Here is a 26,643-nt window from a genome sequence, read left to right as displayed (position 1 = left end):
ACCTGTCGAAAAACACAACATCGCTCGCCGCAAAATAAAAAAATAGCCGTCGGCGCGCAACGCTCACTTTGGATAGGGTAAACGTTATGGACGGTACTACGCTGTTGCCGCTGATCGGGATACCGATCGTGGTTATTGGTTTTGCACTGCGCTTCAACCCGCTGCTGGTAGTCGTAGTGGCGGGGCTGGCGACGGGTCTGCTGGTCGGTATGGATTTCGGGATGCTGCTGGAGACCTTTGGCGAAAAGTTCGTGAATAGCCGATCCCTGGCGACCTTCATTCTGATCCTGCCGGTGATTGGTCTGCTGGAATATTACGGGCTCAAGGAGCGCGCCCAGGCCTGGGTGGCGAAGATCGCCAGCGCGACCTCGGCGCGTATTCTGATGCTCTATTTTGTCGCCCGTGAAGGCACCGCCGCGCTGGGGCTGATGTCGCTGGGCGGTCATGCCCAGACGGTGCGTCCGCTGCTGGCGCCGATGGCCGAAGGGGCGGCGCTGAACGAATACGGCGAGCTGCCGCAGCACATCCGCGACAAAATCAAAGCCCATGCCGCCGCGTGCGACAACATTGCGGTCTTCTTTGGGGAAGATATCTTCATTGCCTTCGGCGCGGTGCTGCTGATCGACGCGTTCCTGAAAGAGAATGGCATTCAGGGCATCGAACCGCTGCATATCGGCCTGTGGGCTATCCCAACCGCCATTGCGGCATTAGTTATTCATATGACGCGCCTGCTGCGCCTGGATGCCAGCATCCGTCGCGACGTCATGGCCTGGCGCGCGGAGCAGGGCATGCAGGGGGCCGCGCAATGATGACGCTTATCACCATTAACCGCGTGTACTACCTGATCGGCTTCGTCGTGATGCTGCTGGTTGTGATGACCCTGCGCGATCGCGCCAATCCGAAGCGTTTTACCACCGCGCTGTTCTGGTTCTTATTCGGCGGGATCTTCCTGTTCGGTGACCTGATGGTGCAGGAGCTGGGTAAATCGCTGGCGTACCGGATCGTTGGCGGCGGCGTTATCGCTATCGCGCTGCTGGCGGGCTTTGGTCTGGTCGGGAAAGGGCACTATAAAATGTCGACCGAAGACGAACGTCTCGCGTCGTCAAACCGCCTTAAAAACTGGCTGTTCCTGCCCGCGCTGATGATCCCGGTGGTGACGGTTATAGGCACCCTGTTCCTGAAAGGGGTTTCGGTTGGCGGCGTGTTCCTGCTCGATCAGAAGCAGCTCACTCTGGCGGCGCTGTGCGTGGCCTGCGTCGCGGCGATCCTCACCGGCTGGTGGCTGACCAAAGGCACGCCGCTGCACGCCATTCGCCAGTCTCGCCGTCTTGTCGACACCATCGGCTGGGCGGTGATCCTTCCGCAGATGCTGGCCATGCTCGGCGGCGTGTTCGTGGCGGCCAATACCGGTGACTCGGTGCAGAAGGTGGTGAGCCTGTTCGTTAACCCGGATAACCGCTTTATGCTGGTGGTGATTTACTGCGTGGGGATGGCGCTGTTTACCATGATCATGGGAAATGCGTTTGCGGCCTTCCCGGTGCTGAGCGCGGGGATCGCGTTGCCGTTTCTGATCAACGTGCATCACGGCAACCCGGCGCCGCTGCTGGCGATTGGCATGTACGCGGGCTACTGCGGCACGCTGATGACGCCGATGGCCGCTAACTTCAATATCGTTCCCGCCGCGCTGCTGGAGCTGAAAGACAAATATCAGGTGATCAAGATCCAGATCCCGACCGCGTTAACCCTGCTGGTGGTGAACGTGTTCCTCATGTATTTCCTCGTGTTTCGCTAAGGAGCTGTTATGGAATTAACGCAACATCAGGCTGACGCGTTTGCCCGCATGCCTTTGACCTATTTGCGCCAGGAATACCCGAACCACATCATGCACCTGCTGAATGATGATGGTGACGTTCTGCCGCCGCGCGAACTGCACCCCATTTTCTACGGCTGTTTCGACTGGCACTCGGCGGTGCACGGCTACTGGCTGCTGCTGCGCTGCGTGCGCCTCTACCCGGAGCTGCCGAGCCGGGACGCGATCGTCGCGCTTGTCGACGAGCACCTGACGGAAGAGAACGTGGCGAAGGAGCTGGCCTATTTCACCGCGCCGTTCCGCGCCTCGTTTGAGCGCCCGTATGGCTACGGCTGGCTGCTGGCGCTGGCCCAGGAGCTAAAGCAGTCGTCGCTGCCGCAGGCCGCAGGCTGGTACCGGACGCTTGAGCCGTTAACCCAGGATATTCGTAACCGCCTGGTAAATTATCTCAGCAAGCTCACCTATCCGATCCGCGTCGGGACGCACTACAACACGGCGTTTGCCCTCGCGCTTGGGTTGGACTACGCCCGAGCAGTAGAAGATAGCGCGCTTGAGCAGGCGATTGTCACGGCGGCGGAGCGGTTTTATCTCGCCGACACGCGCTATCCGGCCCACTACGAGCCCGGCGGTGATGAGTATATTTCCGGCGCGCTGACGGAAGCGCTGCTGATGAGCAAAGTGTTGGAGGACTTCCCGGCCTGGTTTGACGCATTTCTCCCGGAGGTGGGCACCATTGCGGCGCTGATGAACCCGGCGGAAGTGAGCGATCGTACCGACCCGAAAATTGCCCATCTCGATGGGTTAAACCTCAGCCGCGCCTGGTGCATGAAGCATATTGCCAGAGCGCTTCCCGCAAACCATCCGGCGCAGCAGGCGCTTCGCGAGGCGGTGACGAAACACCTGACGGCTAGCGTTGAGCATGTGGTCGGCAGCCACTACAGCGGCGGGCACTGGCTGGCGAGCTTTGCGCTGCTGGCGCTGGAGTAAACGAACGCGCCGTCTTTCTTGCCGGGTGGCGCTGCGCTTACCCGGCCTACATTGTGCAAAGCTTCCTTGTAGGCCCGTGCAAGCGTAGCGCCGCCGGGCGAATCAGGCTGATGCCCGAACTGCAGGCGCAGCCTAAATTTCTTTATTTTTAATGCGATTAATATCTTAATCGGTTATTTTTCCGTCATTTGTCTCGAAACAGATATCTTTTTTACTATCGCAAAAGTGTACGATACGTGGTCATATATCCATGTGAAAAGAGTGGTTAATATGGCTGTTATACCTTTGTTACCAAAAGAAGGAATCGCGCTTGCATTGGCAAACATGAGGATTGCAAGAGCGCATGGTATGAGTAGAAATATGGCTATCCCTACAACCTATCTTTGGTTTTATCAAAAAGTAAGAAATAAGGGGCCATGGGATTACAAGCAGGGACACCCTGAGTTAGCGAACTTTGGTAACTTCAATTATGGTTCGGCTGGCTATGCTGCCGGGATACCATCAGAAACGTTATTGATGGGGGCAGGATGGGCGCAGGAAAGAGCTAAAACCTCCAAAAAGAAATGGGGGCACTGGTATCAAAAACCGCCATATGGGGATGATCCTCACGATCAGTTTTGGATAAGTCAAGGGATTGAATATGCAAAGAAACACGGTTATTAAACGGCTTCATTATTTACTCACAACGATTTTATTGATCATTGTTTGCGGGTTTCTGACATATCAATATTATTTTAATGCACCTCCTCACGATAGCTTTGTCAGCAAACAGAAACTATCTGATACCGTCACACTGTACATAACAAAGTATGATGACGGAGGAGCTTCGGTGTCGGATATTTACCGCTTCTATTTAGATAAAGACAAAAGCGGGAACATTATGAAGGCCCTTAAAGATCGATCGCCGTTCCTTGAAGCTAATACAAGCAATGTTACAGCTTCTGCTTATGGGAACACGGTAAATATAAAAATCACAGGTAAGGTTTATTCATTCACTAATTCGGATCTGTTCTATGCAGATGGTGTAGCGATCATGCCTGTAATTAACCTCATAGCAAATGGAATAAGAGATTAATTAGCATAAGGAGTTTTAGAAATGGCTGTACCAGTACACCTCTTTTTGAAAGACGATGGTGGAGCAATGATCCGTGGCGGTTCTGATGTTGCAGACCGTGAAGGAAGCATAGAGCTTAGAGATCTGATCCATAACCTGAGCATTCCAACAGATGAGGCAACAGGTAAACTTACAGGTACAAGGCAACACTCAGCTTTCAGTTTAACAAAAGCAATTGATTCATCCTCACCCTATCTATACAAAGCAGTGGCTACAGGTCAGACGCTTCAAAGTGCTGAATTAAAGTTCTATCACATCAATGATGCTGGTCAGGAAGTGGAATACTTCAATATTCTTATGGAAGGTGTGAAAGTCATTTCAATAACTCCAGTTATGCATGATACAAGAGATTGTCCTGGTACTGGTCACCTGGAAAATGTATCTTTGCGATACGCAAAAATCACATGGAAAATCCTGGACGGAAATATTCAATACACTGATGCGTGGAATGAACGCCTTACAGCGTAGGCGTTATAAACGAGCAGCGCCGAAAGGCGCTGCAACAGTTTACGCTGATGCCCGAACTGCAGGGCGCAGCCGACTCACGCTAAACAACACCGATCCCGTTGAGGCGATGACGGCTATCCACAGCGCAAAATGCACGGCCCGGCCATGGTCTGATCCGGCCGTCGCAAGCAGCACGCCCACCGCGGCGGCACCGAGACACTGGCCGAATGTCCTTACAATCGACAACACGCCGGAGGCATAGCTGGCATATTCTCGCGCCACGTTAGAGAGCATCTCCCGGTTATTGGGGCTCTGGAAGCAGCCAAACCCAATCCCGCAAACCAGACTGCGCAAGCAGATATTCCATGCGGAAGGATTTTCCGGCAACGTCGCCAGCAGGACCAGCCCACAGACAAAAATCATCAGCCCGATTGTCGAGATCAGCGGCGCGGAAATCGTATCTGCCCATCGTCCCGCGTGCGGCGCGATCAGCACGATGCCAATCGGCCACGGGGTGAACAGCAGCGCGGAGACCACCGGGCTGTAGCCATACACGCTCTGAAACAGAAACGGCAGCGCGACAAAGGTGATGCCCTGACTGACAAACGAGGCCAGCGAGGTCAGGGCGGCGAGGGTAAAGCGTCCGTTTTTAAACATGACGGGCGGCAGGATGGGACTTCGCGCGCGCCGAATCCGCCAGATAAAGGCGAGGGCGCTGACCAGCGCGAGCAGCCCCCAGCCCGTGGCCACCTGGTTGATGTTTTGCGTCACGTGCTGAAGGCTGTCGGCCAGCATGATTGCTGAACCTAACAGCACGGCGGAGAGCATGGCGCCCGGCGCGTCAAAGGGCGAGCGGTCAACGGCCGTTTCCCGCGGCAAGGCCCGCCACGCCAGCAGCAGGGCGACGCTGCCCGGAACAATGTTAATGGCGAACAGCCACTGCCAGCTCAGCGCGTCCAGTATGGTTCCGCCAAGCACGGGGGCAATCGCCGTGCTGGAGGCGATAAGCAGGGCGTGCAGCCCCAGAATACGGCCAAGCAGTCGACCCGGAAAAACGGATCGCAGGATCGCCGGGGCGATACTCAGGGTGGCCGCGCCGCCGATGCCCTGCAGAATACGCATGCCGGTTAACATTTCCGGCGTCGCTGCCAGCGCGCAGCCGAGCGAGGTGAGCGTAAAGGTGGCAAGCCCGGCAAGAAACACCGGGCGATAGCCCACGCGCGCCGCCAGCGCCGCGAAGATGGCTAACGTCATTGCCGCTGAAAGCAGGTAACCGTTGGAGAACCAGACCGCAACGTTTGCGGGTACCTGCATCGCCCTTGCCATGGAGGGCAGCGCGATGTTGATCATGGTGCCGTCAAAGACGCCCATCAGCGTGGTGGTCATGACGGCGGCCATGACCCGGGCGCGTTCATGACCGGGTAAGCCTTCATCGCCGGGCAGGTTTGAAAATAGCGTCATCGTCGTTACTCCGCATAAGAATAGTGATGACGAAACTATAAGCATGCGGTATACAGGGCGGAAGACGCATCAGCTGCACTTAACTGTTGCATATAACGCCTTATCTTAGGAGTCACCGTGTCCGATCCTGACTTTAACCTTCTGGTTGCGCTCGACGTTCTGCTGGCCGAAGCCAGCGTGGCGGGCGCGGCGCGACGTTTGAACCTCAGCACCTCCGCCATGAGCCGCACCCTGAGCAGGCTGCGGGAGGTGACCGGCGATCCTATTCTTGTGCGGGCCGGTCGCCATATGGTGCTGACGCCCTGGGCCGAAGCCACGCGGGACCGAGCCAGAACTGCCGTGCATGAGGCGAGGGCAGTGCTACAGCCCTCCACCGACGCGCTGAAGGTTGAAAGTCTCGAGCGGCTGTTCACCATCAGAGCCAACGACGGTTTTGTGGTGGCGTTTGGGCCACTGCTGATTGCGGCGGTGGCGAGCGTTGCCCCCGGGGTGTGCATCCGCTTCTCGCCAAAACCTGAAAAAACGTCGCGCTATTTGCGTGAGGGGCTGGTCGACCTGGAGATCGGCGTGCAGAGCAATATGGGGCCGGAAATACGGCTGCAACGGCTCTTTCAGGATCGGTTTGTTGGCGCGGTGCGTAAGGGACATCCGCTCTCATTACGGCCTGACGTCAGCCTTGACGATTATGTCGCGTGGGGCCACGTGGTGGCCTCGCCGGACGGATCGCTACACGGGTTTGTCGATGACGCGCTGGCGGAACGGGGGATGAAACGCAAGGTCGCCAGCGTGGTGCCCGGATTTCCAACGGCGCTATCCGTGGCGCTGGCGTCCGATCTGATTGCCATGGTGCCGGCGCTGTACCTGCTCAATCAGCCGATGAACGAGCGCGTACACGTCTTTGAACTGCCGTTTAAAACCCGGACCATTACGGTGTCACAGATGTGGCATCCGCGCATGGAAAGGGACCCGGGACATCGATGGCTCAGGGAAAAAGTACTGGAAGTGTGTCGGGCCGTGCGCTGACGCTCAGGCCACTTTTCCCGGCACGATGAGGATGAAGCGCGTCGATGCCGCATCCGATTCCACGCGGACTTTTCCGTGATGCGCGGAGACGATGGACTTCACGATGGCAAGCCCGATCCCGCTGCCTTCGCCTTTGCGCTGCCTTGACGGATCGACGCGATAGAAACGGTCAAACAGCTTTGGCAGATGCTCTTGCGGGATCGGCGTACCGGGATTTTCTATCATCAGTTCAACGTCGTTATCCTGTTCTCTGATGGAAACCGTCACCGCTTTTCCTGCTGGCGTATAGCGCAGGGCATTGGAGAGCAGATTATTCATTGCTCTCCGGAACATCTGCGGATCGCCTTCTATCAGGCAGGGCATCCCGTTAAATTTCAGCGTAACGTTGCGTTCTTCCGCCCAGGCTTCGAAGAAATCGAAGACTTTCATGACCTCCGCACTTAAATCAAACACCACCCGGTCAGGGATGAGCTGATTATTATCCGCCTGCGCCAGGAAAAGCATGTCGCTGACCATGCGGGTCATCCGGTTGTACTCTTCCAGGCTGGAGTACAGAACATCTTCCAGCTCTTTCTGCGAGCGGTTCTGGCTCAGCGCGATTTCCGTTTGCGTCACCAGGTTGGTGATGGGGGTTCTGATTTCATGCGCGATATCGGCGGAAAAATTCGCCTGGCGGGTAAAGACATCTTCAATCTTTTCGATCATATGGTTGAAGGAGATGACCAGCTGTTCCAGCTCAACGGGCACGCGGGACGGCTCCAGCCGCGCGTCGAGGTTTTCTGAAGTGATATTTTTAATGGCGTTGCTGACGTTACGCAGGGGCAAATGTCCCTGACGAACCGCGATGCGAATGACAAGAATAATCAGCAGGCTGATCGCCGCGGCAATTGCCAGGAGATTCTTTTTCAGCGCCTCAAGGTAGTGCAGATGAAAATTGATGGAGAGCCCGATCAGCATCACGTAGCCCTGCGTTTTGCCCTGCAGCGTCGCCGTGCCTGAAGAGGCGATAATCCGGTACGTTTCCATTTTCATGTCGGACCCGGCGTGCATGTTTGCGGCAGAGTCTTCAACCGTCCAGAGAAACACATCCTGCGCGCGGCGGTGTTCGCTGAAGTCCGCCGCGTTCATCGCAGGGCGCAGTGCTTCCCCTTGCGCCGAGCTGAACAGGATATTGCCCTGCGGATCCAGGAGCAGGACGACTACGTTGCGGTAGCTGGCGATCGACTCTTTGATTTTACTGATTTTCTTTTGGTCAGGATCGACCGGAGACTGCAGGATGCGGTGCATCGCGGTGCTGATTTGCTGCAGGTCGCTGACATCCTGCTCGGCGAAGTGCTTTTCAACGGAATGCAGCATAAACCAGGTAAAGGCGAAAAAGGCCAGTATCGTGGAGAGACTGATAAAAAAGGTCAGCCGCAGGGCAAGCGAAAAAGGGCGCCCGGGAAGCTTAACGCGCATCCGGCACCTCCAGCATATAGCCCACGCCGCGCACCGTCTGGATCAGCTTCGGTTCAAAATCGTTATCGATTTTCGCGCGAAGCCGCTTTACCGCCACGTCAATTGCGTTTGTGTCGCTGTCAAAATTCATGTCCCATACCTGGGAGGCAATCAGGGCGCGGGGAAGCACCTCTCCCTGATGACGCAGGAAAAACTCCAGCAGGCTGAACTCTTTGCTGGTTAAGGAGATGCGGCTTCCGGCCCGGCTTACTTTTCTCGACACGAGGTCAACCGTCAGGTCCGCCACCTGAAGCTGGCTTTCCGCGATCACCGTATTTCCGCGTCTCAACAGCGTCCTCACCCGGGCGAGCAGCTCGGCAAAAGCGAATGGCTTAATCAGATAGTCATCCGCGCCCAGCTCAAGCCCTTTAACCCGGTGTTCAATCGTGCCGAGAGCCGTGAGTAACAGGATGGGCATCCCTTTTCCCGCAGAGCGGAGCATGCGGACAATGTCCCAGCCGTTCACATCGGGCAGCATGATATCCAGAATCAGCAGATCGTATTCAGCGGTCATGGCGAGATGGTAGCCGTTCAGGCCATTATCCGCGTGGTCAACCACAAACCCCGCTTCAGTCAGCCCCTTACTCAGGTACTCACCGGTTTTCATTTCGTCTTCGACGATCAGTATTTTCATCGTGCTCCCCTGACTGGCTGCTGATGACATTCTAGTGAGCGTACCGCCGTTAACAATGACTTACGCTAAAAATGACAACATTGTCATTATCCTGTCACCCGTCAAACAGGATGCGTTGCGTAGAGTAGCCCTAAAACTACTCTGGACTTTATTTGAACCGTTATGTTCCTGTTAAAACGACTAAGCATCAGTACGGTATTTATTCTGGCAGGCTGCGTCTCGCTGGCCCCGGAGTACCAGCGGCCGGAGGCACCTGTCCCCCGGCAGTTTTCGCTCTCCCGTAACGGCCTGACGCCCGCGGCGGCAGGGTATCAGGATACCGGCTGGCGCAACTTTTTCGTCGACCCTCAGGTTGCCGGGCTGATTACGGAGGCCCTGAAGAACAATCGCGATCTGAAAATGGCCGCCCTGAAGGTCGAAGAGGCCCGGGCGCAGTTCAACGTGACGGATGCGGATCGCTACCCTCAGCTGAATGCCTCCTCGGGCATCACGTACAGCGGCGGGCTGAAAAGTGACAAACCCACCGCGCAGCAGTACGACGCGGGCCTTGCGCTTAGCTATGAACTCGATTTCTTCGGCAAGCTGAAGAACATGAGCGAGGCCGACCGACAAAATTTTTTCGCGAGCGAAGAGGCCCGTCGCGCGGTGCATATCCTGCTCGTCTCTAACGTTTCCCAGAGCTATTTCAACCAGCAGCTGGCGTATAAACAGCTGCGTATCGCGCAGGATACGCTGAAAAATTACCGGCAGTCTTATGCGTTCGTTGAGCAGCAGCTGGTGACGGGCAGTACGAGCGTCCTTGCGCTGGAACAGGCCCGGGGACAGATCGAAAGCACGCAGGCAGAGATTGCCAAAAGAGAGGGGGAGCTGGCGCAGGCCAATAACGCCCTGCAGCTGGTCCTCGGCACGTATCGCGCGCTCCCGGGCGACGGCGGCATGAACGCCAGCGATGTCGCCCCGGTAAAACTGCCTCCCCATCTTTCCTCCGCGATACTGCTGCAGCGCCCGGATATTATGGAGGCGGAGTATCAGCTTAAAGCGGCCGATGCGAATATCGGTGCGGCGCGCGCCGCCTTTTTCCCGTCCATATCTCTCACCAGCGGGCTATCAACCGGAAGCACGGAGTTGTCCAGCCTCTTTACTTCCGGGAGCGGGATGTGGAATTTTATTCCTAAAATAGAAATTCCCATTTTTAATGCGGGCAGAAATAAGGCCAACCTGAAGCTGGCCGAAATTCGCCAGCAGCAGTCGGTGGTTAATTACGAACAAAAAATTCAGTCCGCCTTTAAACAGGTTGCCGACGCGCTCGCGCTGCGGGACAGCATTAACCAGCAGCTTGCTGCACAACAGCGGTATCTGGATTCACTCCGCATCACGCTTCAACGTGCCAGAGGGTTATATTCCAGCGGCGCGGTCAGCTATATCGAAGTGCTTGACGCGGAGCGTTCTCTTTTCGCCACCCAGCAAAATATTCTCGACCTTATTTATGCCCGGCAGGTTAATGAAATTAATCTCTTCACCGCGCTCGGCGGCGGTTGGGTCGAATAACCTTATTTAATTAAACAGGAAAATAACCATGCGCAATTCACTTAAGGCCGTTGTATTTGGTGCAATCTCCATTGTGTTTTCTGCCGGCCTCCAGGCTGAAGTTCATCAGCACGAGATGATGAGTGCTGCCAGCGAAGGGACCTCAGAGCAGCTCATCACGGGAACCGGCATCGTGAAGGACATTGATCTCACAAATAAAAAAGTCACGATTTCCCATGAAGCGATCCCGGAAATTGGCTGGCCCGCGATGACCATGCGTTTTACCTTTATTCAGGCTGACGAGAGTATCAATGCCTTAAAAGTCGGTAACCACGTGAATTTCTCGTTTGTTCAGCAGGGCAATCTCTCTTTACTCAAGAGCATTAAATAGCGAGACGCGGCATGGCCTCAGTAAAAATAAAATATGCCGCCGTGATAGTCAGCAGCCTTATTGCGGGAGGGCTGATATCGGTGACGGCATGGCAGGCGCTTCATTCATCTGAAAAAACAGAAAATAGCGCACCAGAAAGAAAGGTGCTTTTCTGGTATGACCCAATGAAGCCAGACGTGAAATTCGATAAGCCCGGTAAATCGCCGTTTATGGATATGGATCTGGTACCGAAATATGCGGATGAAAATGAGAATAAAAGCAGTGCCGGTATCCGTATTGACCCGACACAGGTTCAGAACCTCGGATTAAAAACGCAAAAAGTGACGCGCGGAACGCTGAACTATGCCCAGACGATCCCGGCCAACGTCAGCTATAACGACTATCAGTTTGTCATTGTGCAGGCGCGTGCGGAAGGCTTTGTGGAAAAAGTATACCCGCTGACGACGGGCGATAAGGTGAAGAAAGGCACGCCGCTCATTGATATAACCATTCCTGACTGGGTAGAGGCGCAGAGCGAGTTTCTGCTGTTATCCGGCACCGGCGGAACGCCGACGCAAATCAAAGGGGTTCTGGAACGGCTTCGGTTGGCGGGTATGCCGGATGAGGATATTCAGAGGCTGCGTGCGACCCGTACTATTCAGACCCGGTTTACCATCAGGGCGCCGATCGACGGAGCGATCACGGCCTTTGATCTGCGTACCGGCATGAATATTTCCAAAGATAAGGTGGTAGCGCAAATTCAGGGGATGGATCCGGTCTGGATCGGCGCGGCAGTGCCTGAATCCATTGCTTATCTGCTGAAAGAGACCTCGCAGTTTGCGGTTTCGATACCGGCTTATCCGGATAAATCCTTCCCGGTTGATAAATGGAGTCTTCTGCCAAGCGTGGATCCAACCACCCGTACGCTGCAGGTGCGCCTGCAGGTCTCTAACAGGGATGAGCTGCTGAAACCGGGCATGAACGCGTATCTGAAGCTGAATACCCAAAGCCAGGAAATGCTGCTGATCCCTTCCCAGGCTGTTATCGATACAGGTAAAGAACAGCGCGTGATTACCGTCGATGCGGACGGGAATTTTGTACCGAAAAGGATCCACGTACTGCACGAATCTCAGGAGCAGTCCGGCATTGGTAGCGGACTGGAAGAGGGGGAGTCGGTGGTGGTCAGCGGTCTATTCCTGATTGACTCGGAGGCTAATATTACCGGCGCGCTGGAGCGCATGCGTCACGCTGAAGCCGCTGACGACGCGCATTCTGGCCATTAAGGAGACGATGATGATTGAATGGATTATCCGGCGGTCGGTCGCCAACCGTTTCCTGGTCATGATGGGGGCGCTGTTCCTCAGCGTCTGGGGGACGTGGACCATCATCAACACCCCGGTCGATGCCTTGCCCGACCTCTCTGACGTGCAGGTGATTATCAAAACCAGCTATCCCGGCCAGGCCCCGCAGATTGTTGAAAATCAGGTCACCTATCCACTGACTACCACCATGCTGTCGGTTCCCGGCGCAAAGACCGTGCGCGGTTTTTCGCAGTTTGGCGATTCGTACGTGTACGTCATTTTTGAAGACGGCACCGATTTGTACTGGGCGCGTTCGCGCGTGCTGGAGTATCTGAACCAGGTTCAGGGCAAGCTGCCTGCCGGCGTGAGCTCAGAAATCGGTCCTGATGCCACCGGCGTGGGCTGGATATTTGAGTATGCGCTGGTGGATCGCAGCGGAAAACACGATCTCGCAGAGTTGCGCTCGCTGCAGGACTGGTTCCTGAAATTTGAATTGAAAACCATCCCGAACGTGGCTGAAGTGGCCTCCGTCGGCGGCGTGGTAAAGCAGTATCAGATCCAGGTCAATCCGTTAAAACTGGCTCAGTACGGCATTAGCCTGCCGGAGGTTAAGCAGGCCCTTGAGTCGTCTAACCAGGAGGCGGGGGGATCGTCAGTTGAAATGGCGGAAGCGGAGTATATGGTCCGGGCCAGCGGCTATCTGCAGACGATGGATGATTTCAATAACATTGTCCTGGAAGCCGGAGAGAACGGGGTACCGATTTATCTTCGCGATGTCGCCCGCGTACAAACGGGGCCGGAAATGCGCCGCGGCATTGCCGAATTAAACGGGCAGGGGGAAGTTGCGGGTGGCGTGGTGATCCTGCGTTCAGGTAAAAATGCGCGTGAAGTCATCACGGCGGTGAAAGATAAGCTCGAGACGCTGAAGGCCAGCCTGCCGGAAGGCGTTGAGATTGTGACCACCTACGATCGCAGCCAGCTCATCGATCGGGCAATCGACAATCTGAGTTCCAAGCTGCTCGAAGAGTTTATTGTGGTGGCCATCGTCTGCGCACTGTTCCTGTGGCACGTCCGCTCTGCGCTGGTCGCGATTATCTCTCTGCCGCTTGGCCTGTGTATTGCCTTTATCGTCATGCATTTCCAGGGGCTGAACGCCAACATTATGTCGCTGGGAGGCATTGCCATTGCCGTCGGGGCGATGGTGGATGCCGCCATCGTCATGATTGAAAACGCGCACAAACGGCTCGAAGAGTGGGATCACCAGCATCCGGGAGAGCAGATTGATAACGCCACGCGCTGGAAGGTGATCACCAACGCCTCTGTCGAGGTTGGCCCCGCGCTGTTTATCAGCCTGCTGATTATCACCCTGTCCTTCATTCCCATCTTTACTCTTGAGGGGCAGGAAGGGCGGCTGTTTGGTCCGCTGGCTTTCACCAAAACGTACTCCATGGCGGGTGCGGCTGCGCTGGCTATAATCGTTATCCCCATCCTGATGGGGTTCTGGATCCGGGGTAAGATTCCCGCTGAGACCAGTAACCCACTGAACAGGCTGCTGATTAAAGCCTACCATCCGCTACTGATTAAGGTGCTCCGCTGGCCAAAAACAACCCTGCTGGTTGCGGCCTTGTCCATCTTCACGGTGATCTGGCCTCTCAGCCAGGTGGGCGGCGAGTTTTTACCGAAGATCAACGAAGGCGATCTGCTGTATATGCCGTCAACGTTGCCGGGCGTCTCTCCGGCAGAAGCGGCCGCACTGTTGCAGACCACGGACAAGTTAATCAAAACCGTGCCAGAAGTGGCCTCCGTTTTTGGTAAAACGGGTAAGGCTGAGACCGCAACGGATTCCGCGCCGCTCGAAATGGTGGAAACCACGATTCAGCTCAAACCTGAGGATCAGTGGCGGCCCGGCATGACGATTGACAAGATTATTGACGAACTCGACAAGACCGTTCGGTTGCCCGGCCTGGCGAACCTCTGGGTTCCGCCCATTCGTAACCGCATCGATATGCTTTCAACTGGGATCAAAAGCCCGATTGGTATCAAGGTGTCGGGTACCGTTCTGTCGGATATCGACGCCACGGCGCAGAGCATCGAGGCGGTAGCCAAAACGGTGCCGGGCGTGGTGTCTGCCCTGGCTGAACGTCTGGAGGGCGGGCGCTACATTGATGTCGATATCAACCGGGAAAAAGCCTCGCGCTACGGGATGACGGTGGGCGATGTGCAGCTGTTCGTCTCCTCGGCCATCGGCGGGGCGACGGTGGGGGAAACGGTGGAAGGCGTCGCCCGGTACCCGATTAATATCCGCTATCCCCAGGACTACCGGAACAGCCCGAACGCGTTAAAGCAAATGCCGATCCTGACGCCGATGAAACAGCAGATCACGCTGGGCGATGTGGCGGATATCAACGTGGTTTCCGGTCCCACGATGCTGAAAACGGAGAATGCCCGCCCTGCGAGCTGGATTTATATTGATGCCCGCGGCAGGGATATGGTGTCGGTGGTGAACGACATTAAGACGGCCATCAGTCAGAACGTAAAGCTGAGGCCGGGTACCAGCGTGTCATTCTCCGGGCAGTTTGAGCTGCTCGAACACGCCAACAAGAAACTGAAGCTGATGGTGCCGATGACGGTGATGATCATCTTCATTCTGCTGTATCTGGCGTTCCGCCGCGTGGATGAAGCGCTGCTGATCCTGATGAGTCTGCCGTTCGCCCTGGTCGGGGGAATATGGTTCCTCTACTGGCAGGGCTTCCATATGTCTGTGGCAACCGGCACCGGCTTTATCGCCCTGGCCGGGGTGGCGGCAGAATTTGGTGTAGTCATGCTGATGTATTTGCGTCATGCCGTTGAGGCGCATCCGGCGTTGTCCCATCAGGACACGTTCACCGAACAGGGGCTTGATGACGCCCTTTACCATGGCGCCGTGCTGCGCGTGCGGCCAAAGGCCATGACCGTCGCGGTGATTATTGCCGGCCTGCTGCCCATTCTTTGGGGAACGGGGGCAGGGTCAGAGGTCATGAGCCGGATAGCGGCGCCGATGATTGGCGGGATGATCACGGCGCCGCTGTTATCGCTGTTTATTATTCCTGCGGCATACAAGTTAATCTGGCTGCGCAGGCATAAAAAGCCATAAAAAAACCCGCCAGCGATGGCGGGTTTTTTACGGGATGAACCCTTAGCGCGCTGTTTTAGCACGCGTCTGGCTGAGAAGCTTGCGCCAGGCACGATTATGCAGAGTAAACAGCAGCATCTTATAGAAGGCGGTGGAAAGGATACAGCTGCCGCTAAGCAGTAGCATGCCGAAACTCACTAGCGCCGCGGTCAGACTGACGCCCGGAGCTGCGCTACCGCTCAGCGCGACCAGCATATAGGCTGCTGTTAATACCAGGCTTATCACCCCCAGCGTAAGGTGTAACCTCACGGCGCGCATGCTGCCTTTGCCAATCATAAACATCGTCACGCCGTTAAGGCCAGCGAATAGAAGGGCGATCAGGACAACCCAGACGAATACGTGTTCCGCTGACTGGTCGAGTCCTGCGAGTACGCCATACCCCAGCCACAGCTGAGGAATAGCGAAACTGACAATCACCCCGAGGGTACTGATCGCCGCTGGAATACCCATGGTGTGTAGACCTACAGGTTTGCCCATTTTGTCAGCCAACTCAGTCTTTAGCTGTTGCAGCTGTGTCGGGGAGGCATTGCTTATGCTGGTAGCCACCTCGTTACAGTGTTGCAGGCGGCGGAAAAAAACTTTAACCATTTGAATACTCAGCGTTTAGTTAGGCGAAAATGACTGCAACAGACCGACTACATAGCGCCCGGACTGGACGGTGTTTTGAGGATTGCGGATCGTCCCCGTGAGTGAACTGCCCACAAAGGCCGATGCGTTGTTCACGGCACTCATCAGCTCACGTTGCAGTGATTTTTGTAATGATTCACTGGGGAAACGTTTCGGGTAGACGCCTGCGCGGATCGCTGCCTTCACGCCGGCGCTGGAAATACCTGGATTCTGCGCTTTAATGATCTCTTCCGTGATGCGCTTACGCTCAGCACGGCTCAGGCTTTGGAACCAGGCGGTAACTTTACTTGAGGATGCCGCTTTCATCAGCTTGTACGTTTCTAAAGTACCTCGCAGCGCCGTTCCTGCCGCAGCCAGCGAAATGACATCCAGAACCGTCGTGGTAGCTACATACCAGTCCTGGCTGTCGAGCCAGGCAACATCGGAACCATGATCGTTATGGATAGCCAGCAGACGGCCCGCGCCAATCATGCATTGTGCGCCAGTTGCCAGCGTACCGGACAGGCTAATCGCGGCAATCACACCGGACCCGCCAGCGGTAAAAGGCACTGCCGCACCGGCACCAAACGCCATAACAAGCGTAACAATCATCGCGCCACAGGCAAAACCGGTTGAGGTAATTTCCGTAGCAAGTGAGGGAGTCGTTAGCGTCGCCACCACAGCTTTTTCTGCACTGATTTCCTTAGCATCCGGAATTTTACTGATTATCACATGGCTGACGGTGCTCTGATTCACATCTGCAATGCGGCGTGAAGGGCGTACCAGCCAGCGTTGTTTGCCATCATCAAAAATGATGCCGACATTGTAAAAATTACGCGTGCAGTCGAGTTGGGCGGCTAGCTTTTTAAAATCGATATCAGTACCCGCCTGAAGGCCTAAGCTGCGCGAGAGGTCATAACCGGGGAGGGTGGTGTCAGGCAACTGTTGACCGGGTAAGTTCATCAGAGAGCTTCTTCATTCCGTGAGGACAATTAGACAGCAAGGTAATTAATAAAAAGAATTTATGATTCGAACATTAAGACTTAGATAATAGCAGCGTTAACTCAGCGATCAAATCATAAAGATGTTCCTTAAAGGTCCAAGTCAGAGAGGGGTATCGACCCGTTACTAGTATTGTTAACGGAGCATGGTGCCAGACATCTCATCAACGAAATTGGTCATTTGATGGAGCATGTTGATGACGGGATGGTAGTCTGTATACACCTTCATTGAGTTTCGATGTCCATAACCAACTCCGATGTCCTTCATGAATTTCCCGCTGATGACTTACATTAAGGAAATTTCTCCGCGTCCAATCCTGTTCATTCATGGCGAAAAAGCGCATTCGCTTTACTTCTTCAGAACGGCTTATGAAGCGGCAAATCAGCCAAAAGAGCTTCTGGTTGTTAAAGATGCCACGCATGTCGATTTATATGATCGTATGGATAAGAACCCGTTCGATAACATCACGGCCTTCTTCAATAAATATCTGAATAAAAGATAACTTCCTCAGTAACCAATGCAGTGACCTTTGGGTCACTGCATTGGTGTGAGAGGGAAGGCAACTATGAGGGTTTTGACTGAACGGTTTATGGCTTATTCTCTGATGTCCATATCGCATTTAACATAATATACATTATGCGTACCAATGTGGAATCAGAAGAAATCTGACATCTTATGGACACGTTGGACCTGGATGCTGATGTCCTCTGATAGTGTCTTCTCACGTGCTGCTATCGTCACGCTGATCATCTCACAGTGCATGGCTTACCGTTTTGCCCTGTTGATATAAGCAAGTAAACCCTCAGCAAGAAAATCAAACACCGTTTTGCAGGCCTGACTGTGGCGTAAATCCTCATGCATTACCAGCCATGTGTCCAGATGAAACGCAAAGAAATCAGGCATTATCCTCTGCAACGGCGGAGAAAAATCTGCCAGTTGAACCTGACACATACCGATACCGGCCCCTGCGCGTATAAGGTTTAATTGGGCAATATCACTGTCGGTCCGTACGGTAAACAGATCGTGGTTTAGCTGTGGGTATTGTTTAAGTGCCTGTAAAATAAAGGGTGTCAAATTATCGAAACCGACAAGCGTATGGGTGAATAATTCATCAATACTTTCCGGAGCACCACGTCGTGACATGTTCGATCATGTGAAATTCGGCGTCAGTGATTATGAAAAAAGTAAAACCTTCTTCCTCCATGCGCTTAAGCCGCTTGGTGTAGAACTCATCGATGAGGGCACGCCAGACTACGGTGTCGAAATGAGTTCAGGCGATGTTTCGCTCTGTCTTTTTCAGACAAATGAAAAACCTGCCCTTTTGCATCTGGCGTTTGTAGCCAACACGCGCCAGCAGGTCGATGAATTTTACCATGCCGCCCTGCGCGCCGGCGGACGTGATAACGGCGGGCCGGGGTTGAGGTCATACGGTGAAAATTACTATGCCGCGTTTGTCATCTCGCCCGATGGCCACAATATCGAGGCAGTGTGCCATGCGCCGGAAAGTCAGTAGCTCAGCCCTTCAGTCAGAAGCGATTAAATGATCTGTAATGCATCTTTTTGCACGATAATGCGCGAAAGTATTTCATAACGCGGCCACAATCCCGTATGGTATCGGCAGTAAACGTGCAACTTCATGCAATAACACTGGCAGAGGTACCTATGACACAACAGCTGATTTTAATTGCTGGCCCCTATCGCAGCGGAACCGAAGGCGTTCAGGCACGCATTGATGAGAATCTGGCGCGTCTCGAAAGCGCAGCACTAGCCGTTTACCAGCGGGGTCACATCCCGGTCATTGGCGAATGGATGGCTTTGCCGTTGGCAAAAGCCGCAGGATCGAAAGCGGTTGGTGATGAAATCAGTGAAGCGATGCTGTACCCCGTTGCTCACCGGCTCATAGCTAAATGTGATGCCATTTATCGTATTGCCGGTGCGTCTAAAGGTGCCGATATGGACATTGAGGTCGCCCGCAAATATGGCCTGAAGGTTTATACCGCACTTGAGAATATTCCTGAGGCTTAAGGCAGTCCGCCAGCCAGCCTGTGAGCACAGGCTGGCTATCAGAGAGTGTCACTCTCTGAGGTCAACACGACGGATACCCCCTTTTCCGATACCGCGCGGATCCAGTCCCGATCGGTATTGTCTTCAACGACGATGGTGTTCACCGATGACACATCGCCAATCACAAACGAAGACGCTGTGTTGACCTTTTCCGGAGAAGCCAGGACGACCGTCTCCGCGGCTCTGCCGGAAAATGCACGTTTGATGCACGCTTCTTCGAAATCGCCGGTTGTCAGCCCCGCCTCAGGATGGATCCCGGTCACGCCCATAAAGAACAGATCTGCATGAATATTTTCGATGCCTTCGATCGCCGCAGCGCCAACCGCAACAATGGAGTGTTTATACAAGCGACCGCCGATCAGAATCACCTCGATGGACGGATGATCCACTAGCCGCAGTGCGATGCTCGGGCTGTGCGTAACCACCGTGATGCGCAGGTCAGGAGGGAAAAACGTAATCAGCTCCGATGTTGTCGTGCCACCGTCAACGATCACCACCTGCCCTGATGAAATCAGCTGTGCCCCTTTCCGGGCGACCCTCTTTTTTGCATCCATCTTCACGGATTGCCGTTCGGCATAGGGAGCAATAGCAGAAGATGACGGCAGCGCGCCGCCGTGAACCCGCTGTAAACGCCCTTCTGCCGCCAGCTCGCGTAAATCACGCCGAATGGTGTCTTCAGAAACGTCAAAGAGCATGCTGAGTGCTTTTGACTGGACCTGACCTTCGGCGCCGAGCTTTTCGAGGATCAATTTTTTTCGCTGACTGGTGAGCATCATGAATTCCTGATGTTGCATGTTTTATCTTGAAGGTGCACGATAATGCTGTTTATGATAACTACTCTACGTAAGGAGTAACAAACGTGCAATCAAAACGTGCAGATGTGCGCATCATTGACAGTGAAACCCTGTCAGATAACTGGTACAACCTTAAAAAATACACCTTCGACCTGCAGCGCCGTGACGGCGAATGGCAAAGACAGCAACGGGAGGTTTACGACCGTGGCAACGGCGCGACTATTCTTCTCTACAACCGTGAGAAAAAAACGGTGATCCTGACACGCCAGTTCCGCTTTCCCGTCTTTATCAACGGCCATGAGGACGATTTAATCGAAGCCGCGGCGGGACTGCTGGACAACATGGATCCCGAAAGCCGCATAAAAGCTGAAGCGGAAGAAGAGACAGGATTTCAGGTTTCGAGGGTGCAGAAAATCTTTGAAGCCTATATGAGCCCGGGCTCCGTCACGGAAAAACTCTATTTTTATCTTGCCGAGTATCAGCCGAAAGACAGAACCGGCGCAGGCGGCGGGATCAAGGCTGAGGGAGAAGATATCGACGTGCTGGAAATGACGCTTGAAGCAGCATTACGCGGCATTGAAACAGGCAAGATTGTCGACGGTAAAACCATCATGCTGCTTTATCATATTGCTCTTAAAGGCATTATGTAGACTGCTGGTTAAAATCCTGATTTTGAATCTGGATCGGTACGCTTGTCCATTACTCAAATGTAAAGCGGAAAACCTCCTAAATTTTGCAGCCTACTATATTTAGTGAACTATTTCGGGATTTGACAAAATCTTCAAAAATTCGCCGAGTCATCTGCATTTACCATTAGAAATGCCACACATTGATCAGGCTACCAGTTGAGGTAGCCTGTCTTATCTGTTGGCTGGATTAAAATGCGACTCGCTACAGATAACGAAGCATATTATACTTGCTCCTCCACTCGAACAGGAGGCAAGCAACTCACGTGAAGGATACATATTACAACGACATAGCGATCAATACGCTAATTCAGAGTGAGCTGGACGCGTTTTTTGAGGATTTCAAAGGGATCGTCTTCGCCTACGCCATTATGAACAAGAAAGATCCTTCCCAGATGCGGATAATCAATAACAGCCCCGAGTGGTTTGATATCTACCTCGACAGGAAATATCAGTTCATTGACCCTGTTATCATTCGGGCTTTGCGCTGTGTTGAAGATTTTTTCTGGGAAAGTGATGTCATTCTGTCGGATGGTTATAACCTGACGCGCATTTTCAACGAAAGCGTCCAGTATGATATCTACCAGGGACAGACTTTTCCTCTGCATGACTATCTGAATAATCTTGTCGTCTTATCCGTCATCAGTCCTAAGCATTCTGGTATTGATATAGAAAAATATCGGCCACAATTTCTAAGCTTCCTTGTTCAACTGCATCAGAAGACACTCAATCTGTATAGCCAGCATCAACAGAAAAAGAATGTTTTTCTGTCGCCACGTGAGCGACAAATCCTTAAATGGGTCAGCGCCGGGAAAACCTACGCAGAAATTTCTGTTATTTTGTCTATTGCTGAACGCACCGTTAAGTTCCATATGGGAAATGTAATGAAAAAGCTCGGTGTGAATAATGCCAGACACGCAATAAAGCTTGGAACAGAACTACGTTTACTGGACGACTGAGCCTCAGCCACTGGTTATAAGTGGCGTAAATGCTCCAGCATTTCGCGAAGCCAGTGACTGGATTTGTCTTTGCTAATAATGTCTTCAATAATGCTGATGCTGGCAGGCATATAAATATAGTAAATAACCTCCCCTTTTTCAGAAACACCGCGTTGAATAACTTCAACTTTCCAGTTCGCATGGCGAAATATGGCATACATACCGCGACTGGCGACTGCGTACATTCCATGGTATTTTTGCTTTATGCAATACATATTCATCGCAAGAAACAATGCCTTACTGGCGGGCACGCCCTGCAGACTTGCGGAGTCTCGTGTTTCTTTATCTAAAAATAAACGGCTAATTTCACAGCTGGGAACATCTGCCGGGAAAATAATGGCTTCGTCAAAATAATTGTGAAAGATTTCGCTTATCATCGTCGGATGCGTCGAGTTAATGAATCGTGCGCCGCATAACAACTGTCCCTCATACATACCCAGCAAGTATGTCGTGTTTGGGTTGTCAAACTGATCCTTTTCCATATCTTCAACGCATTCAACTTTCCAGTCGAGTCGGTCCCGAAAGGTTTTTCTCCTGAGTCGGAAGAGTTCGCGGGCTAATGCTGACGGTAAATCATCGTAATCATGCAAAAAAAACTCAATAACAGAATTCATTGCTCTTATTCCTGATAATAACACCTGAAACTATTATCCCCTGTCTTTTAGGACAGCTTTCATTGTGCATGGTATTCCTTATACTTAAAAAGTACCCGGCCACTAAGTCCTCGTGAAACTCAGTGGCCAGGAGGTCAAAGACCTACGAAACACCAGGGATATATCCATTCATGATTATCTAATATTTATAGTTTCGGGTACAGAGCGTAAGAAGCACTTAGCCGATAAAATATTAAAAAACGATAATCATAAAATAATTACAATTAAAGTATTGCCCCTTAAGTATTTAAGGGGTAATATTTCCTTTTTCTATTTTTTCTCCTATTATCTCTGTTCTTAATGCTGTGCTACTCTTGCAGAAGCATGCTAAACGGAGAACCAAAATGGCCGACTGGAATCCCTCTCTTTATCTGCAGTACGGCGCGGAAAGAACGCGTCCTGCCGCTGAACTGCTCGCCAGAATTCCTCTGGATGAGGTCTCCACCATCGCTGATTTAGGCTGCGGGCCGGGAAACAGCACCGCGCTGTTGAAGCATCGCTGGCCTTCGGCGCACATTACCGGGGTCGACAACTCCCCTGCAATGCTTGAGGAAGCAAGAGCCGCATTGCCTGACTGCCATTTTGTTGAGGCCGATATCCGCCAGTATAAGCCTGGCCAGCCGCTGAACCTGATTTATGCCAACGCTTCGCTGCAATGGGTTCCTGACCATTACGATCTCCTGCCTCATCTCGTTTCTTTACTCACGCTTAACGGCGTATTAGCAATCCAGATGCCTGACAACTGGCTTGAACCTACTCATGTGGCGATGCGCGAAGTGGCGCTGGAACAAGACTACCCTGACCGCGGCCGCGAACCTCTCCCGGGTGTGCATGCCTACTACGATATCTTGTCCGAGGCGGGCTGTGACGTGGATATCTGGCGGACAACCTATTTCCATAAAATGAGCTCGCACCAGGCCATTATTGACTGGGTAAGCGCCACCGGCTTGCGCCCGTGGCTCCAGGAACTTAATGAGAGCGAGCAGAAACGTTTCCTGAAACGCTACCATGAACTTCTGGAAGAGCAGTATCCGCTCCAGGAAAATGGGCAGATACTGCTCGCTTTTCCGCGGCTGTTTATTGTGGCGCAACGCCAGCCCTGACGGGTTATGACCGGGCCTCTTTCAGCAGTTGCTGAATGACCTTTTCCTGTTGCGCATAATCTCCTTCGCCAAAGGCGGTATAGCGTAGCTGGCCTTTGGCATCGAAATAGTAATGCGCTGGCCAGTACTGGTTCCCGAAAGCGTTCCAGATTTGATAGTTGTTATCCGTCACCACCCGGTACGGCAGCTGCCATTTATTTACCGCGTTTTTCACCGAGGCGAGCGGTTTTTCCCAGGGATATTCCGGCGTGTGAACCCCAATCACGACCAGCCCCTGCGACTGATACTTCGTGGCCCAGTCCCGCACGTGCGGGAGCGTATGCTGGCAGTTAATGCAATCCCACGTCCAGAAATCAATTAACACCACCTTCCCTCGCAGGGATTCAGACGTGACGGGGTCACCGTTAATCCAACCTGTACCCCCGCTTAATGAAGGCAGCTGGCTGCTGGGCTCTGTCATCACGACCGGCTGGAGCTTCACCGGCGCGGCTGTGGGTTTCGCCAGCGTCAGGAGTGTTGCCTCCAGACGGTCCGCAATGCCGTTTGCTCCTTTCAGAAGCGAAGTCATTCCCGTCGCGTTGAATACGACAGCCGACAGCATCGCCACGCCCGCCCCCTGCCGCAGCCTTTCCATCAGCGCCGATTTTGCTCTTAACGGCGCCATCAGCGTGCGCCCGCCGAAAACGAGCAGGCTTAACATCAGAGCGCATCCGCTGCCATAGGCCGCCAGCAGCGCGCCCGTCGCTATGGCCGAGTGGCCCGCGATATTAATGCTGAAAATGGCGCCCAGTATGGGACCGGCGCAGGGAGACCAGAGCAGCCCCACCGCAAGCCCGGCCAGAAAAGCCGATGCCAGACCGCGCGTTTGCCCGCTTCGGGTGTTCAGGACATTTCCCGCGCTGACGGCCGGACCCGCAATACGCTGGGCGAATGACGGAAAAATTAAGGCCAGCGCGGCCGCGGCCAGAATAACGAGAGCGATCCAGCGCCCGACGATGGTCGCCTCTGCTATCCACTCGCTGGCGACGGTGACGGCCATCGCCACCAGGGTGAACATCACGATCATCCCCGCCAGCAGGGCCAGAATATGTCGTCGCTGTCCCTGAAAACCGGCGAAAAGGAGTGGAATAACCGGGAGCGTACATGGACTGAGCAGGCTTATCATCCCGCCCAGAAAAGCGATTACCAGAAACATAGACACCTCACAATACAAGTCCTGCGACGCTGCAGTGAGGCTATTTCATCGTGCGGATGTGTTCAGGATATGTGTAAAAACGCAGGTTTTGTCTGGCTCTGTATCACCCGGGCCGGGAGATACAAAGCCGTACAATTAACGGCGCGGTAGCGTAATGGAGACATCCAGTCCGCCTCCGGCCCGGTTCGTCAGGTTGAGCTTTCCTTCCAGCTGAGCGGTGAGCTGCGCGGCAATCGCCAGTCCGAGTCCTGTTCCGCCGGTATCGCGGTTGCGCGATGTTTCCACCCGGTAAAACGGCTGTAATACCGCCTCAAGCTCGTCATCGGGTATTCCCGGTCCGCCGTCAGTGATGTGAACCACTACCTCTTCGGAAGACGAATTATCAATGGCAATAACGGCATACCCACCGAACTTAAGGGCGTTATCCAGCAGGTTGGTCATCACCCGACGAAGCGCCTGCGGACGCGTAACGATCGGCAAGCGGGTATCGTTTGCCTGAAGCTGCACGTTTTTACCGATGTCCTGATAATCGCAGGCGATGCTGTTGACCCAGGCGTTCAGCTCCAGCTTCAGCGGGGTCTCTTCCAGGGATTCTGATGACCGGGCATACGCTATACCCTCGCGAACAAGACGCGTCATGCTATCGAGATCGTTCAGGAGCTTGTCGCGAAGTTCAGGTTCCCCTGCCATCTCGACGCGTAGCTTCATGCGGGTAATCGGCGTCTGAAGATCGTGAGAAATGGACGCCAGGATCTGCGCGCGCTCCCGGAGATAAGACTGAATGCGCGCCTGCATCGCGTTGAAGGCATGCGCTGCACGCTGCACCTCAAGCGGCCCTTTCTCCGTCATCGGCGTGCTGGCCGCCGGATCCAGCGAATCCACCGCGCGGGTAAATTGTGAAAAAGGCCGCACCACCTGCCGCACGGCAATCCAGGCGCACGCCGCCAGCAACAGCAGCTGCAGGATCAGCACTACGGGCAGCCAACTGGCGACCGGCGGCATGCGTGGGATCAGGTCAATGGTCAGCGGCGCGCCGTCGCGTAACGTCAGATGCGCCTGGATGTGTGAAACGGCACCGGGAACGGCGGTGAAGCTGAGCGGGTACTGTGTCGCAAGCGTCGCTTTTAAGGTTCGGATGGCGTCCTGCGAACGCTTATCCGTCGGCGCGTTGCCGGGCTCCCCCGGCCCCAGAATATAACGGTAGTTGCCCCGTTCGAGACGCGGAAGCCAGGCTGCGCGCTCGCTGGCCGGTAAGCGGTCTAAAATGGCGACGCTGGTTGCGACGTCGTTTTCCAGATTACCGAGCATCACCGTTCTGGCGCTGTGCATTCGTTCAATCATGACCAACGTCAGGCTCAGGGCGTTGGCCAGCAGCAGGCCGGACAGCACTACCAGCAGCAAGCGGGCCAGCAGCGAGCGTGGCCAGAGCGTCATTCGTTAGCCTCTTTGATGGTGACCGGCATAGTAAAAACGTAGCCCTCGCTGCGCACGGTCTTGATATAGGCAGGCGTGCGGGCATCTTCGTTCAGGCGCTGGCGGACCCGGCTAACCAGCAGATCGATAGAACGTTCAAACAGCTCGGCGTCTCGCCCCTGCGTCAGGTTGAGCAGCTGATCGCGGGTCAGCACCCGCTGAGGATGGTCAAGGAAAACGCGCAGCAGGCGATACTCCGCCCCGCTGAGCGCCACGATCACCCCTTCCGGATCGATTAAGTGACGGGCAACGGTATCGAGCTGCCATTCACCGAACATCACCAGCCGCCCGGCTTCTGTCACCTGCAAATTGGGCGGCATCGTGCGAAAACGCCGTAAAATCGCTTTGATACGCGCCAGCAGTTCGCGGGCGACAAACGGCTTCACCACGTAGTCATCCGCGCCCATCTCCAGACCCAGGATCCTGTCCGTCTCCTCGTTGCGGGCCGTCAGCATCAGAATGGGCAGATCTTTATATTTCCCGACGCGTAGCTCTCGACATAACGTAAGCCCGTCGTCGCCGGGCATCATGACATCCAGCACCACCAGGTCGATATGCTGTTTATCCAGCACGACGCGCATCTCTTTGCCGTTGGCCGCGCCCGTCGCGCGATAGCCAGACTTAACGAGATAATCGACAATCAGTTCACGAATATCCCTGTCGTCATCGACGACAAGGATATGATCAATATGCTCCACCGAAATCTCCAGACCGAAGGGTAACGTA

26 protein-coding genes and 2 pseudogenes are annotated in these 26,643 nt (G+C 54.1%); 17 read left to right on the top strand and 11 right to left on the bottom strand.

Features of this window, described 5'->3' with window-relative positions; all coding sequences use genetic code 11:
- Positions 1–86 precede the first annotated feature (86 nt).
- The 6 genes from SPH27_RS02235 (at position 87) to SPH27_RS02210 (ending at position 4,379) form a co-directional block, all read left to right on the top strand.
- Positions 87–809: a DUF969 domain-containing protein gene (locus SPH27_RS02235; protein ID WP_167818562.1), complete on the top strand. Its 723-nt coding sequence runs from the start codon at positions 87–89 to the stop codon at positions 807–809.
- A complete protein-coding gene (locus tag SPH27_RS02230; protein ID WP_039262431.1) occupies positions 806–1,792 on the top strand; it encodes a DUF979 domain-containing protein in 987 nt (328 codons plus the stop codon). Before SPH27_RS02235 ends, SPH27_RS02230 begins: the two co-directional genes overlap by 4 nt.
- A 9-nt stretch (positions 1,793–1,801) precedes the next feature.
- Entirely contained in the window at positions 1,802–2,797 is a 996-nt protein-coding gene (locus SPH27_RS02225) for a DUF2891 domain-containing protein (RefSeq protein WP_207167480.1), read from the top strand.
- A 270-nt stretch (positions 2,798–3,067) separates the two neighbouring features.
- Positions 3,068–3,460, top strand: a complete 393-nt coding sequence (locus SPH27_RS02220; RefSeq protein WP_032668456.1) for a polymorphic toxin type 44 domain-containing protein — start codon at positions 3,068–3,070, stop codon at positions 3,458–3,460.
- On the top strand, positions 3,438–3,872 hold the full coding sequence (locus SPH27_RS02215) for a hypothetical protein (RefSeq protein WP_182072279.1): 435 nt from the start codon (positions 3,438–3,440) through the stop codon (positions 3,870–3,872). The genes SPH27_RS02220 and SPH27_RS02215 overlap by 23 nt, the downstream gene beginning before the upstream one ends.
- Positions 3,873–3,893: 21 nt before the next feature.
- Complete coding sequence (locus SPH27_RS02210; protein WP_023311839.1) at positions 3,894–4,379, top strand: Hcp family type VI secretion system effector; 486 nt, start codon at positions 3,894–3,896, stop codon at positions 4,377–4,379.
- Between the two features lie 39 nt (positions 4,380–4,418).
- On the opposite strand, the gene SPH27_RS02205 is transcribed toward SPH27_RS02210, so the two are convergent.
- Entirely contained in the window at positions 4,419–5,819 is a 1,401-nt protein-coding gene (locus tag SPH27_RS02205) for an MFS transporter (RefSeq protein ID WP_182072281.1), read from the bottom strand.
- Positions 5,820–5,936: 117 nt separating this feature from the next.
- Between SPH27_RS02205 and SPH27_RS02200 the strand changes: the two genes are divergently transcribed.
- Positions 5,937–6,842, top strand: a complete 906-nt coding sequence (locus SPH27_RS02200; protein ID WP_048974778.1) for a LysR family transcriptional regulator — start codon at positions 5,937–5,939, stop codon at positions 6,840–6,842.
- Between the two features lie 3 nt (positions 6,843–6,845).
- Here SPH27_RS02200 and SPH27_RS02195 read toward each other — a convergent pair whose 3' ends face one another.
- Positions 6,846–8,300 carry a Cu(+)/Ag(+) sensor histidine kinase gene (locus SPH27_RS02195; protein ID WP_182072282.1) on the bottom strand — a complete coding sequence of 485 codons (1,455 nt, stop codon included), beginning with the start codon at positions 8,298–8,300 and terminating at the stop codon, positions 6,846–6,848.
- Positions 8,290–8,973, bottom strand: coding sequence for a copper/silver response regulator transcription factor (locus tag SPH27_RS02190; protein ID WP_087822596.1), 684 nt, complete (start codon positions 8,971–8,973; stop codon positions 8,290–8,292). The genes SPH27_RS02195 and SPH27_RS02190 overlap by 11 nt, the downstream gene beginning before the upstream one ends.
- A gap of 162 nt (positions 8,974–9,135) precedes the next feature.
- On the opposite strand from SPH27_RS02190, the gene SPH27_RS02185 reads away from it, so the two are divergent.
- The 4 genes from SPH27_RS02185 to silA are packed head-to-tail and all read left to right on the top strand — an operon-like array spanning position 9,136 to position 15,304.
- Complete coding sequence (locus tag SPH27_RS02185; RefSeq protein ID WP_182072284.1) at positions 9,136–10,521, top strand: efflux transporter outer membrane subunit; 1,386 nt, start codon at positions 9,136–9,138, stop codon at positions 10,519–10,521.
- A gap of 28 nt (positions 10,522–10,549) precedes the next feature.
- Complete coding sequence (gene cusF, locus SPH27_RS02180; protein ID WP_182072286.1) at positions 10,550–10,891, top strand: cation efflux system protein CusF; 342 nt, start codon at positions 10,550–10,552, stop codon at positions 10,889–10,891.
- Between the two features lie 11 nt (positions 10,892–10,902).
- Positions 10,903–12,153: an efflux RND transporter periplasmic adaptor subunit gene (locus SPH27_RS02175; protein WP_182072288.1), complete on the top strand. Its 1,251-nt coding sequence runs from the start codon at positions 10,903–10,905 to the stop codon at positions 12,151–12,153.
- Between the two features lie 10 nt (positions 12,154–12,163).
- Entirely contained in the window at positions 12,164–15,304 is a 3,141-nt protein-coding gene (gene silA, locus SPH27_RS02170; protein ID WP_182072369.1) for a Cu(+)/Ag(+) efflux RND transporter permease subunit SilA, read from the top strand.
- A 42-nt stretch (positions 15,305–15,346) separates the two neighbouring features.
- Here silA and SPH27_RS02165 read toward each other — a convergent pair whose 3' ends face one another.
- Positions 15,347–15,931 (bottom strand): hypothetical protein, encoded by a 585-nt coding sequence (locus SPH27_RS02165; RefSeq protein WP_182072290.1) that lies wholly within the window; start codon positions 15,929–15,931, stop codon positions 15,347–15,349.
- A 15-nt stretch (positions 15,932–15,946) separates the two neighbouring features.
- Positions 15,947–16,912, bottom strand: coding sequence for a hypothetical protein (locus SPH27_RS02160; protein WP_182072292.1), 966 nt, complete (start codon positions 16,910–16,912; stop codon positions 15,947–15,949).
- Between the two features lie 289 nt (positions 16,913–17,201).
- On the opposite strand from SPH27_RS02160, the pseudogene SPH27_RS02155 reads away from it, so the two are divergent.
- Positions 17,202–17,453 (top strand): annotated as a pseudogene (locus SPH27_RS02155) (alpha/beta hydrolase); the annotation flags it as partial.
- A 263-nt stretch (positions 17,454–17,716) separates the two neighbouring features.
- On the opposite strand, the pseudogene SPH27_RS02150 reads toward SPH27_RS02155, so the two are convergent.
- Positions 17,717–18,094: pseudogene (locus tag SPH27_RS02150) on the bottom strand (LysR family transcriptional regulator); the annotation flags it as partial.
- Between SPH27_RS02150 and SPH27_RS02145 the strand changes: the two are divergent.
- Together SPH27_RS02145 and SPH27_RS02140 are read left to right on the top strand one after the other, a co-directional pair.
- Positions 18,093–18,464 carry a VOC family protein gene (locus tag SPH27_RS02145; protein WP_048981346.1) on the top strand — a complete coding sequence of 124 codons (372 nt, stop codon included), beginning with the start codon at positions 18,093–18,095 and terminating at the stop codon, positions 18,462–18,464. The pseudogene SPH27_RS02150 and the gene SPH27_RS02145 sit on opposite strands and share 2 nt — an antisense overlap.
- A 149-nt stretch (positions 18,465–18,613) precedes the next feature.
- Complete coding sequence (locus SPH27_RS02140; protein WP_048981347.1) at positions 18,614–18,976, top strand: DUF4406 domain-containing protein; 363 nt, start codon at positions 18,614–18,616, stop codon at positions 18,974–18,976.
- A gap of 38 nt (positions 18,977–19,014) precedes the next feature.
- On the opposite strand, the gene SPH27_RS02135 is transcribed toward SPH27_RS02140, so the two are convergent.
- Positions 19,015–19,788 carry a DeoR/GlpR family DNA-binding transcription regulator gene (locus tag SPH27_RS02135; RefSeq protein WP_048981348.1) on the bottom strand — a complete coding sequence of 258 codons (774 nt, stop codon included), beginning with the start codon at positions 19,786–19,788 and terminating at the stop codon, positions 19,015–19,017.
- A gap of 86 nt (positions 19,789–19,874) precedes the next feature.
- On the opposite strand from SPH27_RS02135, the gene SPH27_RS02130 reads away from it, so the two are divergent.
- Positions 19,875–20,459, top strand: a complete 585-nt coding sequence (locus SPH27_RS02130) for an NUDIX domain-containing protein (protein WP_182072298.1) — start codon at positions 19,875–19,877, stop codon at positions 20,457–20,459.
- A gap of 302 nt (positions 20,460–20,761) precedes the next feature.
- Positions 20,762–21,454 carry a helix-turn-helix transcriptional regulator gene (locus SPH27_RS02125; RefSeq protein WP_023311808.1) on the top strand — a complete coding sequence of 231 codons (693 nt, stop codon included), beginning with the start codon at positions 20,762–20,764 and terminating at the stop codon, positions 21,452–21,454.
- 14 nt (positions 21,455–21,468) lie between these two features.
- On the opposite strand, the gene SPH27_RS02120 is transcribed toward SPH27_RS02125, so the two are convergent.
- Positions 21,469–22,107 (bottom strand): acyl-homoserine-lactone synthase, encoded by a 639-nt coding sequence (locus tag SPH27_RS02120; protein WP_182072300.1) that lies wholly within the window; start codon positions 22,105–22,107, stop codon positions 21,469–21,471.
- A 383-nt stretch (positions 22,108–22,490) separates the two neighbouring features.
- On the opposite strand from SPH27_RS02120, the gene tam reads away from it, so the two are divergent.
- Entirely contained in the window at positions 22,491–23,249 is a 759-nt protein-coding gene (tam, locus tag SPH27_RS02115) for a trans-aconitate 2-methyltransferase (protein WP_048981351.1), read from the top strand.
- A 4-nt stretch (positions 23,250–23,253) separates the two neighbouring features.
- On the opposite strand, the gene SPH27_RS02110 is transcribed toward tam, so the two are convergent.
- The 3 genes from SPH27_RS02110 to SPH27_RS02100 all read right to left on the bottom strand — a co-directional run bounded on the left by SPH27_RS02110 (position 23,254) and on the right by SPH27_RS02100 (position 26,615).
- Positions 23,254–24,444, bottom strand: coding sequence for a cytochrome c biogenesis protein/redoxin (locus SPH27_RS02110; protein ID WP_096151541.1), 1,191 nt, complete (start codon positions 24,442–24,444; stop codon positions 23,254–23,256).
- Between the two features lie 135 nt (positions 24,445–24,579).
- Positions 24,580–25,878 (bottom strand): ATP-binding protein, encoded by a 1,299-nt coding sequence (locus tag SPH27_RS02105; RefSeq protein WP_096151540.1) that lies wholly within the window; start codon positions 25,876–25,878, stop codon positions 24,580–24,582.
- On the bottom strand, positions 25,875–26,615 hold the full coding sequence (locus SPH27_RS02100; RefSeq protein ID WP_033145553.1) for a response regulator: 741 nt from the start codon (positions 26,613–26,615) through the stop codon (positions 25,875–25,877). Before SPH27_RS02100 ends, SPH27_RS02105 begins: the two co-directional genes overlap by 4 nt.
- Positions 26,616–26,643: the final 28 nt, after the last annotated feature.

It is taken from the genome of Enterobacter sp. A103, assembly GCF_034427535.1.
Taxonomy (GTDB): Bacteria; Pseudomonadota; Gammaproteobacteria; order Enterobacterales; family Enterobacteriaceae; genus Enterobacter; species Enterobacter asburiae_B.
Note: the sequence above shows the minus strand (reverse complement) of the source record. Positions and strands in the feature narration are given on the sequence as shown.